General features: G+C 66.5%; 14 protein-coding genes. All 14 read right to left on the bottom strand.

Annotated elements, in window-relative coordinates; translation table 11 throughout:
- Positions 1–23: 23 nt before the first annotated feature.
- Positions 24–878 carry a DivIVA domain-containing protein gene (locus tag HCA61_RS02880; protein WP_169686437.1) on the bottom strand — a complete coding sequence of 285 codons (855 nt, stop codon included), beginning with the start codon at positions 876–878 and terminating at the stop codon, positions 24–26.
- Between the two features lie 151 nt (positions 879–1029).
- On the bottom strand, positions 1030–1320 hold the full coding sequence (locus HCA61_RS02875) for a YggT family protein (protein ID WP_169686435.1): 291 nt from the start codon (positions 1318–1320) through the stop codon (positions 1030–1032).
- Positions 1321–1454: 134 nt separating this feature from the next.
- Positions 1455–2111 carry a cell division protein SepF gene (locus tag HCA61_RS02870; protein WP_169686433.1) on the bottom strand — a complete coding sequence of 219 codons (657 nt, stop codon included), beginning with the start codon at positions 2109–2111 and terminating at the stop codon, positions 1455–1457.
- A 32-nt stretch (positions 2112–2143) separates the two neighbouring features.
- On the bottom strand, positions 2144–2881 hold the full coding sequence (locus HCA61_RS02865; protein WP_169686430.1) for a YggS family pyridoxal phosphate-dependent enzyme: 738 nt from the start codon (positions 2879–2881) through the stop codon (positions 2144–2146).
- Positions 2878–3612, bottom strand: coding sequence for a peptidoglycan editing factor PgeF (gene pgeF / locus HCA61_RS02860; RefSeq protein ID WP_169686428.1), 735 nt, complete (start codon positions 3610–3612; stop codon positions 2878–2880). The genes HCA61_RS02865 and pgeF overlap by 4 nt, the downstream gene beginning before the upstream one ends.
- Entirely contained in the window at positions 3609–4835 is a 1227-nt protein-coding gene (gene ftsZ, locus HCA61_RS02855; RefSeq protein ID WP_169686425.1) for a cell division protein FtsZ, read from the bottom strand. Before ftsZ ends, pgeF begins: the two co-directional genes overlap by 4 nt.
- Before the next feature lie 185 nt (positions 4836–5020).
- Positions 5021–5683, bottom strand: coding sequence for an FtsQ-type POTRA domain-containing protein (locus HCA61_RS02850; RefSeq protein WP_247274534.1), 663 nt, complete (start codon positions 5681–5683; stop codon positions 5021–5023).
- Between the two features lie 131 nt (positions 5684–5814).
- Entirely contained in the window at positions 5815–7344 is a 1530-nt protein-coding gene (murC, locus tag HCA61_RS02845) for a UDP-N-acetylmuramate--L-alanine ligase (RefSeq protein WP_169686423.1), read from the bottom strand.
- A complete protein-coding gene (gene murG, locus HCA61_RS02840) occupies positions 7341–8495 on the bottom strand; it encodes an undecaprenyldiphospho-muramoylpentapeptide beta-N-acetylglucosaminyltransferase (RefSeq protein ID WP_169686421.1) in 1155 nt (384 codons plus the stop codon). The genes murC and murG overlap by 4 nt, the downstream gene beginning before the upstream one ends.
- Positions 8492–9952 carry a putative lipid II flippase FtsW gene (gene ftsW, locus HCA61_RS02835; RefSeq protein ID WP_169686856.1) on the bottom strand — a complete coding sequence of 487 codons (1461 nt, stop codon included), beginning with the start codon at positions 9950–9952 and terminating at the stop codon, positions 8492–8494. Before ftsW ends, murG begins: the two co-directional genes overlap by 4 nt.
- Positions 9953–10008: 56 nt before the next feature.
- Positions 10009–11547 (bottom strand): UDP-N-acetylmuramoyl-L-alanine--D-glutamate ligase, encoded by a 1539-nt coding sequence (gene murD, locus HCA61_RS02830; RefSeq protein WP_169686419.1) that lies wholly within the window; start codon positions 11545–11547, stop codon positions 10009–10011.
- A gap of 4 nt (positions 11548–11551) precedes the next feature.
- A complete protein-coding gene (gene mraY, locus HCA61_RS02825) occupies positions 11552–12631 on the bottom strand; it encodes a phospho-N-acetylmuramoyl-pentapeptide-transferase (protein WP_169686417.1) in 1080 nt (359 codons plus the stop codon).
- Positions 12628–14154 (bottom strand): UDP-N-acetylmuramoyl-tripeptide--D-alanyl-D-alanine ligase, encoded by a 1527-nt coding sequence (murF, locus tag HCA61_RS02820; RefSeq protein ID WP_169686415.1) that lies wholly within the window; start codon positions 14152–14154, stop codon positions 12628–12630. Before murF ends, mraY begins: the two co-directional genes overlap by 4 nt.
- Entirely contained in the window at positions 14151–15734 is a 1584-nt protein-coding gene (locus HCA61_RS02815) for a UDP-N-acetylmuramoyl-L-alanyl-D-glutamate--2,6-diaminopimelate ligase (RefSeq protein WP_169686414.1), read from the bottom strand. The genes murF and HCA61_RS02815 overlap by 4 nt, the downstream gene beginning before the upstream one ends.
- Positions 15735–15870 lie beyond the last annotated feature (136 nt).

The raw sequence follows: 15870 nt of genomic DNA, 5'->3' as shown, positions 1-15870 counted from the left end.
GGGAACAGGCCCGGGGCCCTCGCTCAGCTGTTGCCCTTGGCGAAGGACGACGAACCGAACGACGACGAGTTGGCCTGGTTGAAAGCATCCGCACCGCTGTCCACCGGCACCGCGGAACCGCGCTGCTCGAGCTCTTCGAGCTGCGATTCGAGGTACGACTTCAGGCGCACGCGGTACTCACGCTCGAACGTCTTGAGACGTTCGATCCGGTCCTCGAGAACGGAACGCTGCTGGTTGATCGTCGCCATGATCTCGGTGTGCTTCTTCTCTGCATCGGCCTGAAGACCATCGGCCTTCTCCTTGGCCTGACGGAGCTGCGTTTCGGATCGCGTGCGCGCGTCGGAGAGCATCGCGTCGGACTTCTGGCGAGCATCGGCAATCATCGCCTCGCTGCGCGTACGCGCATCCGAGACGAGCTGCTCGGAGTTCGTGCGAGCATTGCGCACCAGCTCCTCGGCCTCCGACTTCGCGTCGCCGGTGAGACGATCTGCCATCTCTTGCGCGAGCCCGAGCACCTTCGCGGCCTGCATGCTCGCATCGCCGCTGGCCGGCGCAGCCGCTGCGACCGGAGCGGGCGTGGGCGCCGGTGCAGGTGGCGGGGTGGGATCCGGCTTGGGGGCCTCGACCACACGCGCCGGTTCCGCCTTTGCCTGCGAAACGGCCGGTGCGGCAGAGCGCGGTGCCTTCTTCGCCTCGGCAAGCTCCTGATCGAGCTCCGCGACGCGCTGGCGCAGGTCTGCGTTCTCCTCGATCAGGGCCGTCAACTCCTGCTCGACGAGATCGAGAAAAGCATCGACCTCGTCCTCGTTGTATCCGCGCTTCCCGATCGGAGGCTTGCTGAACGCGACATTGTGCACATCAGCTGGTGTCAGCGGCATGGAAGGATCCCTTCACGCGTCAAATAAGCGGTCAAGCAGGCGTTCCGTAGTTCAAACAGTGCGTCACGCGTATCAGAACCCACTGTATATTGCCTTTCATTCTGGCACATCGGAGCGCGCGAACGCCCTGCGACGGCACCACGACGGCGCATCAGATTCCCCCGCTCCGAGGGATGAACGCCATCAGGAAGTACACGATGAACAGCAAGACCATGATGGATAGATCGAGCCGGATCCCGCCCAGATTGAGCGGGGGTATAAGACGCCTGAGCAGCTTCACCGGCGGGTCGGTGACCGTGAATATCGCTTCCAGGATCACCACGACGAATCCCGCCGGCTTCCAATCCCGCGCGAAGGTTCTGATGAACTCGACAATGATTCGTCCGATCAGCAGAAGCCAGAAGATGAACAGCAGGAAGTACAGCACATCGAATACGGCCACCCGCCCACTCTGCCCGACGAACCCGAACCCTTCCAAACCGAAACGCCCGGCCTGCAGTTATCTGCATCACGCCGGGCGTTTCGATATGCGTTCGAGGGAGACGCGTGCGGTGCCGAGAACCGGCACCGCGTGGGTTACTGCTGACTGTAAAAGCCGGTCTCGGCGATTCGGCGGCGCTCTTCCGCCGACACGTCGATATCGGCGGGCGAAAGTAGAAAGACCTTCGTCGCAACTTTGTCGAAGGAGCCGCGCAACGCAAACGCCAGCCCGGCCGCGAAGTCGACCAACCGTTTCGCGTCGGCGTTGCTCATTTCGACGAGATCCATGATCACCGGGGTTCCATCACGGAACCGCTCACCGATCGTGCGCGCCTCGCCGTAATCGCGTGGACGCAGCGTCGTGATCTTCGACAACGGACCTCCTTCATCGAACAGCGCGCCGCGCCGTGCCTCGGTCCGCTCGAGTCGCGACTCCGCGGCCATCGTAGACCGTGCCGGAGAGCGCACCGGTGCCGCCGCCGGACGCGGGGCGCGGGCAGTGATCGGCTCGACGCGGGCACTGCGCGGCGGGGGGTCGTACCGATCGAAGTCGTCTTGGGGAAAATCACGCTCGACCTCGTCGCGACGCGGAGCGGGGTATTCGTCGCGGCGCGGCGCCGCGTACGCGCCGTACGGCTGTTCACCGTAGTCGCGCTCACGACGTGGGCTCGCCGGCTCGTCGAGGTAGTCGTCCTCGTAATCCTCGAGCGGGACCATTCCGAAGTAGGCCTTGAACTTGTGGAGCGTGCTCATCGATCGCCTTTCCCTCGCGCGGCGGTTGAGATTCAGGCTAACGGTCTCGCACCCAACACTCCCGTTCCGACACGCACGCATGTCGAACCGTGGCGTACGGCGTGTTCGAGATCACCCGACATCCCCGCAGACAGTTCACGCGCTTCGGGGTATCGCTGCCGCAACCTCACCCCCAGCTGCGCGAGTGCCTCGAACGAAGCGTCGGCATCAGCGCCGAGCGGAGGCACTCCCATCAGCCCCGCCAACTCGAGGCCGTCGGCAGCAACCACCGCATCGGCGAGAGCATCGAGGCCGTCGGCGGGGACACCACCACGTTGCGGGTCACTGTCCAGACTCACCTGCAGCAGCACGCGCAACGGCGCGGATCGTTCACCGGCGTCCAGGGCTGCCGCGACCCCCGCCGCGAGAGCCCCCGCCAGTCGAATGCTGTCGACCGAATGCACCGTGTGCGCCCAGCGCGCAACAGCACGGGCTTTGTTCCGCTGCAGCCGGCCGATCATGTGCCATTGCACCGCCGGGTCAGGTACCTCTTCCCGGAACTGCTGGATCTTGGCGTGCGCCTCCTGCTCACGGGACTCCCCGAAAGTGCGGCATCCCAACTCGTGCAACAGAACCACGTCCGACGCCGGAAAGTACTTGGTGACGGTCAACAAGCCGACCTCGGAGGGGTCGCGTCCGCTGGCACGGGCCGCGTCGTCCAACCGACGTCGAACCGAGTCGAGCCCGCGGGCGAGTTCGTCACGCCGGCCCTGCCGCGCTGTATCACTCATTGCGAAGTGTCCTCGAGCCAGATGATGGAGGCCAACCTGCCGGTCGGCGCACCTCGGCGGTGGCTGAACAGGGTCGGGTCCTCGATTGTGCACCGCGGATCTTCGGCTACGGCCGCAACGCCGTGTTCGATCAGTTGCCTGCGCAGGCCCGCGCGGAGATCCAGCCCGGCCGTGCCGGCGACTGTGCGTGTTGCACTACCGGGTAGATGCGCCTCCACATCATCACGCATCGCAGGAGGTACTTCGTACCGGCGTCCACTCGCGGCAGGACCGAGAAATGCCCCGATCCGGTCCGCGCGTGCACCGAGTTCGACCATCGCTTCGAGGACCCGCGGGATGATGCCGATACGTGCGCCGACACGCCCCGCGTGTGCCGCGGCCACGACACCGGCTTCCTCATCGGACAGCAACACCGACACACAATCGGCGCTGAGGGCAACAAGTGCGAGCCCGGTCGCGGTGGTGACGAGAGCGTCTGTCGCGGCTACGCGCTCAGTGACAGGGCCGTCCACCACGGTGACGTTGCGGCTGTGAATCTGCTCCATCCACACGAATCGTTCGGGTGGCAATCCGATGACTTCGGCCAGGCGCTGCCGGTTGGCTGCGACAGCTGCGGGATCGTCCCCCACGTGGTCACCGAGGTTGAAGGAGTCGTAGGGGGGAGCCGAGACCCCGCCGGTCCGTGTGGTCACGACCCGGCGGGCACGCACTCCCGAGTGAGGCGCTGTCAACGCCGCATGAAAATAGGCACGTCCACGTCGTCATCGCCGTCGTCGTCGACTTCGACCGCCCGCGCAGCGCTGCTGCTACCGGCTGGGGGAAGGCCACTCGACGCCGGCACAGGCTCACGGGCCGGCGCTTCGTCGGTACCGTCACGATCGGGACGGCCCAGCTCGCCTGCTCGACCGGCGCCGATGGCGCCCGGTCGCGCATTCTGCTGCGGGTTCTGCTGCGACTGCTGTCCCTGCTGCTGGCCGGGGCCTGCCTCGACGGGACGTCGAGTCGGAGTGCCGCCGTCGAAGCCCGCCGCGATCACCGTGACACGCACCTCGTCGCCGAGTGAGTCGTCGATGACGGTGCCGAAGATGATGTTCGCGTCGATGTGCGCAGCTTCCTGCACCAGCGAGGCTGCCTCGTTGATCTCGAACAATCCGAGGTCGGAGCCGCCTGCGATCGACAGCAGCACGCCTCGCGCACCCTCCATCGAGGCTTCGAGGAGCGGCGAGTTGATCGCAGCTTCCGCGGCCTTGATCGCACGCCCTTCGCCCCGCGACGAACCGATGCCCATGAGTGCACTGCCCGCTCCGGACATCACGCCCTTGACATCGGCGAAGTCGACGTTGATCAGGCCCGGGGTGGTGATGAGGTCGGTGATGCCCTGAACACCGTTGAGGAGGACCTCGTCGGCGGACCGGAAAGCGTCCATGAGGCTGACCGCTGCGTCGCCGAGCTGGAGCAACCGGTCGTTGGGGATCACGATGAGGGTGTCGCACGATTCGCGCAGCGTCTGAATGCCTGTGTCTGCCTGACCGCCACGCCGCTTGCCTTCGAAGGAGAAGGGGCGGGTGACGACACCGACCGTCAGTGCGCCGAGTTTGCGCGCGATGCTCGCCACAACGGGCGCGCCACCGGTGCCGGTGCCACCGCCCTCGCCGGCGGTGACGAAGACCATATCGGCGCCCTTGAGCACCTCTTCGATCTCGTCCTTGTGGTCTTCGGCAGCCTTACGACCCACTTCGGGGTCTGCGCCTGCGCCCAGGCCGCGAGTCAACTCACGTCCGACGTCGAGCTTGACGTCGGCGTCGGACATCAGGAGTGCTTGTGCATCGGTGTTGACCGCGATGAACTCGACTCCCTTAAGTCCCTGCTCGATCATGCGGTTGACCGCGTTCACGCCGCCACCGCCGATACCGACGACCTTTATTACGGCGAGGTAGTTGTGCGGGGGCGTCATGGGCTCTCGCCTTCCTGGGATTTCGGGTTCACACTTCGATCGATCTTCCTAGGTACCTGTCAAACCCTCAACCATAGCTTGAAGGTTATGTCAAGTACCCGACTGCTGCGAAACGCTATGGCACAGCAGCCCGAATCCGCCAGCAGACTCGCCGACGACACGCCACCAATTTCACACCGACCTCCTCACCGGACCGTCGGAAGGTCCGGACTGGCAACATCGAACTGCTGCCCTGGCTGGGTCAGCAGGGGCAGGATCACGGCGGCCTTGCGATCCGAACGCTCCACCCCGCCCCACACGACCACTCGACCGTCCGCCAGGATGAGGGATATATCCGAGTCCGAACCTGCCGCGACCTCCTTTACCTGCACGGCGAGTTCCGGCGGCAGTAGTCCGATGATCTCTACCGCCGCAGCTGTCGCGGGGTCACCGGTACCCGGAGATGCTGTGACGAGCCGGGGGGTCATCAGCGGAGGCGGCTCGACCGCAAAGTCCACGCCTTCCGCATCGACGGAGTGTGTGCCGTCCGGTCCGTCGAAGTAGACCACGGCGACACGCTCGACGATGGTCACCCGCACCGTCGACGGGTACGACCGCTGCACCCTGACCGACGCGGCGCGGGGAAGCGCCGAGGCGACACGTTGCGCGGCTTCAGCGGTATCGACCTGCAGCAGCGGCGTGCCGTCGGCGACATCGAGGCTCGCAAGCACTTCTTCGCGGGTGATGATGTCGTTGCCGGTCACTTCCACCGAGCGCACCGACAGCAACGGCGAGGTCCACGCCACCACAATCGCTGCGAGCAGGGCGACCACCACGACTCCGCCGATGAGCACCGTGCGCAGACGCACGGAACGGCCAGAGGGACGCCGTGCCGAGTTGTTCGCTCCGAGGGCCTCGTCCCGCGTGGACATCCTGGCACGGCGACCGGCACGCTTGCTCCGCGGCGCTCTACGTTCGGTGGTCTTCGTGGAATCGGGTGTCACGAACCGCTCGACTCCGTTCCGAGGCCCGCCGACCGGAAACGTCCCGGTTTACTGTGCAGGGCGTCGAGGATCTGGCGTCCGAGCATCGTGACGTCTCCCGCACCCATGGTGATGACGATGTCGCCGGGGCGGCTCAACCGAGCCACCTGGCGCGGTACGAGAGACAGGTCCGGTTGGTAGAGCACCGGTTTCGACACCGCTTGGGCGACCAGCGCCCCGCTCACCCCGGGAATCGGTTCTTCGCGCGCTCCGTAGACGTCGAGAACCACCACTTCGTCGGCCAGGTCGAGAGCAGCGCCGAACTCCGTCGCGAAGGTTTCGGTGCGTGAATACAGGTGCGGCTGGAACACGACGATCACTCGAGGACGCTCGGTTCCCGACTCCGTGTAGCGCAACGGCTCGCCCGCCACGAGTTCCGCAGCTGCTGCGAGCACGGCGCGCACCTCCGTGGGATGGTGCGCATAGTCGTCGAAGACCCGCACACCTTGTTCACGCCCGCTGAACTGGAACCTCCGGTGGACACCGCCGAAGCCTGCGAGTCCTTCGATCGCCTCGTCCACGGACGCGCCTGCCTCGAGTGCTGCGAGAAGGGCCGCAAGCGCGTTGAGGGCCATGTGCCTGCCCGGTACCGACAGACGGACCGTGCGCGGAGTGTCTTCGTCGGCGAGATGGAACTCGGCGACACCGCCGATGTCCTTCGGCTCCCACGCGAGCAATCGCACCCCGACCGGGACACCTCGGACGGCCGCGGAAGTCCCGATGACCTCGGCCGTGCCGTATCCGGAGATCCGGAGATCGGTACGACCGAGTGCGACCACGCGCTCAGCGAGTGCCGCGGATCCTGCATCGTCGAGACAGACGATGAGCAGGCCACCCGGGGCAATCCTGGCAACGAAATCGTCGAACACCTCGGTGTACGCCTCAGGGGTGCCGAAGAAGTCGAGGTGATCCGGTTCGACGTTCGTCACGATGACGACGTTCGGATCGTATCGGAGCAGTGAGCCGTCACTCTCGTCGGCTTCTGCGACGAATACGTCGCCACTGCCATGGTGCGCATTGGTCCCGGATTCGTTGAGTTCACCGCCGACTGCGAAGGACGGGTCGAACCCGCAATGTTGGAGAGTCACCACCAGCATCGAGGTGGTGGAGGTCTTGCCGTGCGTGCCGGAGACCAAGTATGTGCGGTACTCGTGCATCAGGGCAGCGAGCACCGCGGGGCGAAGAAGAACGGGTATGCCGCGCTCGCGGGCGGCCACAAGTTCGGGATTGTCCTTCGGAATCGCGGCGTGCGTCGTGACGACCGCGGTCGGCCCGCCGTCGATCAGGTCGAGTGCGTCCGCATGATGACCGATCCGTACCTGCGCTCCTCGCGCGCGCAGTGCGAGGACTCCCCGGCTCTCCTTGGCATCCGATCCCGACACCTCCCCACCACGAGCGAGCAGGATTCGGGCAATGCCCGACATGCCCGCACCGCCGATCCCCACCATGTGCACCCGCTGAAGCTCCGCGGGCAGCTGCGCGCTCATTCTCGACTCCTGTTCGGTTCCACGTCGGCGACTTCGAGCACGATACGGGCCACTTCGGCTGCGGCACTGCGATGTCCCGCAGCCGCCGCGTTTCGTCCCATCTCGGCGAGCCGGCCGGGGTCACCCAGCAACGGCGTGACCGTATCGGCCATGAACGCCGACGTGAGCTCGGCGTCTGCCACGATCATTCCACCACCTACTGCCACGACCGGCCGAGCGTTGAGCTCTTGTTCGCCGTTACCGTGCGGTAAGGGAACGTACACGGCCGGTAGTCCGACAGCGGAGACTTCCGCCACGGTCATTGCTCCGGAGCGGCAGACCACCGCGTCCGCCGCCGAGTAGGCAAGGTCCATTCGTTCCAGATACGGGACAGCCACGTACGGGGCCTTTGCATGACCCGGATGGGCCGGAACGTCGACGGTGTTCTTCGGACCGTGCGCGTGCAGAACAGCGACTCCGGCCTCGGCGAGGCTTGCCGCGGCACCGACCACCGCCTCGTTGAGGGACCGAGCACCCTGCGATCCGCCGAACACCAGCAAAACCGGCACGTCGTCAGGGAGACCGAAGTGGCGACGTGCATCGGCCCGCAGCGACGCGCGGTCGAGTTCGGTGATCGAGGATCGTACTGGGATCCCCACGATGTCGGCCTCGCTGTTCCTCTTGACACCCGATCCCGGAACGGCGGCGAGTACCCGGGAGGCGCGCAGAGCACCGATCTTGTTGGCGATTCCGGCGCTGGCGTTGGCTTCGTGCACGACAACGGGAATACGACGTCGGCGGCGCAACGCTCCCCCGCTTGCCGCGAGATACGCGGGCAGTGCGACGTAACCGCCGAATCCGACGACGACGTCCGCTTCGACACGGTCGAGTACCTCGCGGGTCCGGCGAACGGATGAAACCACCCGCGCGGGGAGCGCGAAGAGGTCGCGGGTCGGCTTGCGCGGCAGCGGTACCGGCGGGATCAATTCGAGCGGATATCCGCGGCGCGGCACCAGCGTGGTCTCCAGGCCACGTGAAGTTCCGAGCGCGGTCACCACGGCATCCGGCATCAGGTCACGTATCGCGTCCGCTACCGCGAGCGCCGGTTCGATATGTCCTGCCGTGCCGCCTCCTGCCACCACGACGGACAGTCCTGGCTTGTCCCCACTCACCGACGATTTCCTCGCTCTCCGGTCCTGCCATTGCCGTTGCGTTTTCGTGGTTGCTGCGAAGTCGCGCGGCTGTTCTTCGTTCGTTGTCGTTCGGCGCCACGCGCGCGAGCGCCTCCGGTGTCACGCGCGCGGGCGCTGTCGGCCGAGCGTCGTCCGGTCGTCGCTGCGGCGGGTGCGCGACGCGCCCGCGTCGCAACCGCGGTTCCGCCGGGGCGAGGGTTGCCTCGGCGGCGCGGCGGCTTCGCTCCGCGGAGCGATCCACCATGTACATCACCACGTCCGGGTCGGTAGGCCTCAGGTTTGCGGATCTTCATGATTCGTGCCAGTCGTCCGTCCTGGCCTGCGTGTAGGGCTGCGATCGCTTCCGGTTCGTGTCTGGCGGCGTTGGCGATCAGGCCGAACATGAGCAGGGTGGTAGCGGTGGAGGTGCCACCTGCCGAGACGAGCGGAAGCTGCAGACCGGTCACGGGCAGCAATCCCACGACGTAGCCGATGTTGATGAATGCCTGGCCGATGATCCACACGGTGGCGGTTGCGGTGAACAGGCGGAGGAACGGATCGACCGAACGCATGGCGATACGCAGTCCCACATAGGCGAAGAGCGCGAACAGGCCGATGACCGCGAGACCGCCGATGAAGCCCAGTTCTTCGCCGATGATCGCGAAGATGAAGTCGTTGTGAGCGTTCGGGAGGTAGCTCCATTTGGCGCGGCTCTGACCGAGGCCGCGACCCCAGATTCCTCCGTCGGCGAGCGAAAAGCGCGCCTGCCGCGCTTGGTACCCGGCGCCTTGGGGGTCGTCGCCGGGGTTGAAGAACGCTCGGACGCGCGCGGAGCGGTATCCGGCGGTCAATGCAAGGACGGCGGCACTGGCGATGGCGGTGCCGACGATTCCGACGAAGATCTTCAAGGGCAGCCCCGCGAACCACAGCAGGGCGAGTACAACGATGACGAGGGAGACGGTCGTCCCGAGGTCGGGCTGCAGGACGATGAGGATGGTCACCAACAGTGCCGCGGGAACGAGCGGCACGATCATCTCTTTGAGGGTGGAGTTCTCTCCGCGCCTCGCAGCCAGCAAATGGGCGCCCCACAAGGCGATCGTGATCTTCGCGATCTCCGACGGTTGCAGGGATATGCCGCCGACGACGAACCATCCCCGGGTGCCCTGCGATTCGGTTCCGATACCGGGTATCAGTACGAGTACGAGCAGCACCACCGACATTGCGAAGGCAGGGAAGGCGAACCGGCGCATCATGCGCACAGGGATCTGCAAGGCGACGTAGAACGCGACGAAGCCGACAAGGGCGAACACGATCTGCGACGTGAACATTCGGTACGGCGAGTCCTCGGCCGCTACCGCTTCCACACTCGACGACGACAGCACCATCACCAGCCCCAGCACCATGAGCAGGACGGCGATGGTGACGATGAGGTGGAACGACGCGAGGGGTCGCGCCATCCACTGCCCGATCCGGCCGCGCGCGGTCGGTGACGGTGCGCTGCCCTTCGGCGAGGTCACCGGACTGTCCCGCCCCCGCGCATTTCGTCGACCGCTGCCGCGAAACTGCGGCCACGCTGGGCATAATCGACGAACATGTCGAGTGACGCGGCCGCGGGCGCCAGCAGGACGGCGTCCCCCGGTGCTGCGAGGGCGGCAGCCTCACGAACCGCGATGCGCATCGCTTCGGGTCCGTCGACGCCGCGTGCGCTCACCCGACGGGGTTCCGGTGTGGCCCCACCATCCTGTCCGAGTTCGCTGCCGGGCTCGAGCCCGCTGTCCTGACTGCTCATTTCCCCATCGTCGCGCGTGTCGACCAGGACCACGGGGATGCCGGGGGCGTGTCGTGCCAGCGCATCTGCGATCGAGCCCGCGTCCCGCCCGAGCAGAACTGCCCCGGTCAGCCGCGGGGCAACGTCGGCGACCAGGTCGTCGACGCGCGCGCCCTTGAGGAGTCCGCCTGCTATCCACACAACCGCGTCGCGCGCGAGAAGGGAGCTTCGGGCCGCGTGCGGATTGGTGGCCTTCGAGTCGTCGATGTAATCGACGCCGTCGACGGTGCCCACCGGTGCGGCACGGTGAGGACCGACCTGGTGCCTGCGTAGCCCGTCGTGTACAGCTGCTTCCGGTACGTCGATCGCGCGCGCCAATGCTGCAGCCGCCAGCGCGTCGGACAGACCGGCCGGGCCTGCCGGAGTCACGTCGGTCACCGACGCGAGGACCGCGGAGTCGGCGAAGGCTCGGTCGACGAGCACGTCTCCGCTGATGCCGAGTTGGCCTGCGTCCGGGTATCCGAGGGTGAACCCGACAGTGAGGACGGACCGCGACCGCTCGCGGAGTCCACCGGCGATCGGGTCGTCGAGTCCGAGGATCCCCACCGCGCCGGTGAGTGCGCCGAGCTTGGCGTCGATGTAGTTCTCGATGCCGCCGTGCCAGTCGAGGTGGTCTTCGGCGATGTTGAGGATGACTCCGGCCGCTGGTCGCACAGACGGGGCCCAGTGGAGTTGGAACGACGACAGTTCGACAGCAAGGACGTCGGCCCGCCGGTCGTCGCGGCGCAGCGCGTCCAGTACGGGCAGGCCGATGTTGCCGCATGCCGCGGAGGAGATGCCTGCCGATTCGAGGATCGCGTGCAGCATCATCGTCGTGGTGGTCTTGCCGTTCGTCCCGGTTACGACGAGCCATCGCCGGGCGGGGCCGTAGAGCTCGGCCTGGTCGATCCGCCACGAGAGTTCGATGTCGCCCCAGATCGGAACAGCGGCGCCCGCCGCACGTGAAAGCAGTGGCGCGTCGGGCGGGAATCCGGGACTGGTCACGACGAGGGCGTAGTCGCGCATGGACGCAGCATCGTCGAGCGCGGCGGCGCCGAGCAGGGTGTCGAGTTCGACTGTCTCTGCACCGAGCTCGGCCGAGCGTGCCAGTGCCTCGGGATTGCGGTCGGTGACGGTCACGCGAGCCCCGAGGTCGAGCAGTGGCCTGATGGTGGCGCGGCCCGAGATTCCGGCGCCTGCGACGAGAACGCGCGCACCTCGCAGTCGCTGCAGTTCATCCGTCACGAGGTCAGTCTCCGATCGCCGCGAGGTACTCGCTGTAGAACAGGGCGAGGCCCATGGCCGAGGCGATTCCGGCAAGCAACCAGAATCTGATGATCACCGTGGTTTCGGCCCATCCGCCGAGTTCGAAATGGTGATGGAACGGTGCCATCCGGAAGACGCGGCGTCTGCTGGATCTGAACACTGCCACCTGGATGACCACCGAGGCTGCCTCGGCGACGAACAGTGCGCCGATGACGACCATGAGGAGTTCGGTGCGGGTGGTCACAGACAGGCCCGCGAGCATGCCGCCGAGGGCGAGCGAACCGGTGTCGCCCATGAAGATCTTCGCGGGAGCTGCGTTCCACCACAGGAACCCGAGGCAGGCGGCGCCACCTGCTGCGCACAGCAGTGCCAGGTCGAGCGGGTCGCGCACGTCGTAGCAGCCGGCCGTCGGTTCGACCGCACATGCGTTCCGGTACTGCCAGAAGGTGATGATCACGTATGAACCGAGGACGAGTGCCATCGACCCCGCGGCGAGGCCATCGAGGCCGTCCGTGAGGTTCACCGCGTTCGACCAGGCGCTCACGAGTAGGTAGACGAACAGGATGAAGACGATCGATCCCATCGACACCGTCGCGATGTCGCGCACGTACGACAGATCGGTGCTCGCCGGGGACAGGCCATCGGAATTACGGAACTGGAGTGCCAGGATACCGAACGCCACCGCGACGATCAGCTGACCGACCAGTTTTGCTGTCTTGTTCAGGCCCAGATTGCGCTGTTTGCGGATCTTGATGAAGTCGTCGAGGAACCCGACACCGCCCAGTGCGGTGGTCAGTCCGAGTACCAGTAGTCCTGAGGCCGACGGCCCTTCTGCGTCGTATGCCAGGCCGATCAGGTGCGAGCCCCAGTACCCTGCCCACAGACCCGCGAGGATTGCCACACCACCCATGGTGGGAGTGCCGCGCTTCGCCTGATGACTCTGCGGCCCCTCGACCCGGATCTCCTGACCGAAGCCTTGCCGGGAGAACGCCTTGATCAACACCGGCGTGAGCAGAATCGACACCGCGAGTGCGATACCCGCGGCGAATAGGATCTGTCTCACCGTGCAGCCTCCGTCTCCAGAACAGCGTTGTCATCTCCGAGCAGGGCCTCAGCTATCGACCACAGGCCGACCGACTGCGACGCTTTCACCAATACGATGTCGCCTGGGCCGATCTCGTCGCGTAGCAGCTCGATTGCTGCGTCGGCATCGAGCACGTGGCTTGCTTCCTCGCCCCAGGATCCTTCCATCACGGCACCCTGGAACAGACCCCGGACCGGTCTCGTCGCACCGACCGCGATGATGCGGGAGATATCGAGGCGCACCGCGAACCGGCCGATCGCGTCGTGTTCGACGACGGATTCGTCGCCCAGTTCTCCCATTTCGCCGAGGACGGCGAAGGTGCGTCGTCTGGCAGGTCCGCTGCGGGCCACTGTTGCGAGTGCCTTCAGCGCGGCTCGCATCGAGTCCGGGTTCGCGTTGTATGCGTCGTCGATGACGGTGACGCCGTCGGCGCGGGTGGTGACGGCCATCCGATGGGCAGAGACCGGGGCCGCTCCGGCAAGGGCGGCGCCGGCCTGTTCCGGTGTGGCACCACATTCGAGCGCGATTGCGATCGCGGTAAGTGCGTTTCCTACCTGGTGCTCCCCGTGTACCGCAAGTGTGACGGGCAGGCGCTGCTCGGTTCCGGTCACGCGGTCGGTGATCGCGAGGGTGAAGGTGGGTCGAGCGTCGCCGTCGAGGGTGATGTCGGTGGCCGCGACCTGGGCGCTACCGGAGCTTCCGACAGTGACCACCCGCGCGTGGGTCCGCGCGGCCATACGTGCTACGAGGGTGTCGTCGGCGTTGAGGATGGCGACGCCACCGTCGGCTTCGTCCGGGAGCGCTTCGACGAGTTCCCCCTTGGTCTGCGCGATCACCTCCCGCGAACCGAACTCACCGAGGTGGGCTGTGCCGACGTTGAGGACTGCACCGATTCTCGGCGGGGCGATCTGCGCGAGGGCTGCGATGTGTCCTGGTCCACGCGCCGACATCTCGAGTACGAGAAAGCGGGTGTCGCGGGTGGCGCGCAGCGCAGTCCAGGGGTGACCGAGTTCGTTGTTGAAGGAACCCGGTGGTGCCACGACGGGCCCGAGCGGTGCGAGTACCGCTGCGATGAGATCTTTCGTGGAGGTCTTCCCGGACGACCCGGTCACTCCGATCACGGTCAGTCCGTCGTCGACGAGTTCGTCGACGACTGTCCTGGCGAGTTTCGCAAGGCCGGTGAGGACAGCAGCACCGGATCCGTCCGGGTCGTGCTCGAGGGCCAGGGCGTTGGTCTCGGCCGCGGGCATGAATGGGACGACGATGGCGGGCACACCGACCGGGCGCGCCGCGAGGACGGCGACCGCGCCCGCGTCGATCGCGGCCGCTGCATGATCGTGGCCGTCGGTCTTGGCACCGGGCAGCGCAAGGAACAGGCCGCCCTCGGCAATCCGTCGCGAATCGAACTCGACTGTGCCGGTGACTTCGACAGCCGGGTCGTCGACGTCGTGCAGGGTGCCCCCGACTGCCTCCGCGATCCGAGCCAGTGTCATCGGGATCATTCCGTGCCTCCGCTGCGCTGATGCCGTTCGATCGCTTCCGCGAGTACCTCGCGATCGTCGAACGGATGCTTGACTCCGTCGATTTCCTGGCCCCGCTCGTGGCCCTTGCCTGCGACGAGCACGACGTCGCCGGGACGCGCCCACGCGACCGCTGCGTCGATCGCGGCGGCCCGGTCGCCGATCTCCCGGATCTCACCGCGAGACCCGTGCTCGAGTGCTCGGGCGCCCTCGAGGACCGCGGCCCGAATCGATGCGGGATCCTCGGTGCGGGGGTTGTCGTCAGTGACGACGAGCAGCTCGGCCGAGGCCGCTACCGCACCCATCAGCGGACGTTTTCCTCGGTCACGATCACCACCCGCGCCGACAACGACGGCGATACGTCCCGTCGTACTGCGCCGCAGTGTGGAGATGACAGCTTCGAGCGCCGCCGGTTTGTGCGCGTAATCGACGACCGCGAGAAAATTCTGTCCGCAATCCACTCGCTCGACGCGGCCCGGGACGTCGACGCTTGCGATTCCACGAGCGGCCACGTCGGGATCGACTCCGACCGCAGAGCAGAGGGCAACTGCGAGCGCCGCGTTGGCGACGTTGTACCGCCCGGGCAACCGCACGCTCACTCGATGGGTCCGCCCCTCGGGATCGGTCAATCCGAATTCCTGGGTGCCTGCAGGATCTGATTCGGCGTCGGTCACCGACCAGTCCGCAACCGCACCCCGGGTCTCGCTGGTCGACACCGTCCGTACGCCGACGGGATCACCGTTGTTTGCAGAGCGCGCGATCTCGGCCATGCGCATGCCCCAGTCGTCATCGACGCATACGACGGCGCGGTGTGCTCGAACAGGCGACTCGGGCGCGAACAGGCGTGCCTTTGCAGCAAAGTAATCGTCGAGGTCCTTGTGGAAGTCGAGGTGATCCTGCGACAGGTTCGTGAACCCACCGACCGCGAAATCGGTAGCGGCAACGCGACCGAGTGCAAGCGCGTGGCTCGATACTTCCATCACTACCGTGTCGACACCGTGTTCGAGCATGGTTGCGAACAACGCGTGAAGCTGCGGGGCTTCGGGGGTGGTCAGTGCGCTCGGTACTCGCTGGCCTGCAATGCGCGTTTCGACGGTGCCGACGAGACCGGTGACCCGCCCCGCGGCACCGAGGCCCGCTTCGACGAGGTACGCCGTCGTGGTCTTGCCCGACGTTCCGGTGATCCCGATGACCTGCATCCGCTCGGACGGGTGTCCGTAGACCGTGGCCGATGCGAGGCCGAGCACGGAGCGAGGCTCGGGATGCACGAGCACCTGCACCGGGCCGGCCTCTCGGGCTGCCGTCGCGATCGCCTCTACCCCTGCCGCGTCGGTGAGTACGGCTACGGCACCGCGATCGAGTGCGGCGCCGACGAAGGCCGCCCCGTGCGCACGAGCACCCGGCAGAGCGGCAAAGAGGTCGCCCGGTCGGATCCGTTGCGCATTCAGGTCGATCCCGGTCACGACCGCGCCTGTCTGAGCGGCACCGTCGGAGGCGGCATCGGATCCAACCGCGAGGAGGTCGGCGCCGATGGTGGCGGCCAGATCCCGAAGGGACGTCATCGGCGGATTCTCGGGTCGGCGGCCCTCCGCGAGGGGAGACGGATCCGGACTCGATGGCACAGGTACAAGTTCCTCTCTTGCGGCATCCCGCTGCTGCTCTCGATCGGTGCCTGACTACACCGCAGTGTCACGTTAC

This window comes from Rhodococcus sp. HNM0563, assembly GCF_012726195.1.
Lineage (GTDB): Bacteria > Actinomycetota > Actinomycetes > Mycobacteriales > Mycobacteriaceae > Rhodococcus.
Note: the sequence above shows the minus strand (reverse complement) of the source record. Positions and strands in the feature narration are given on the sequence as shown.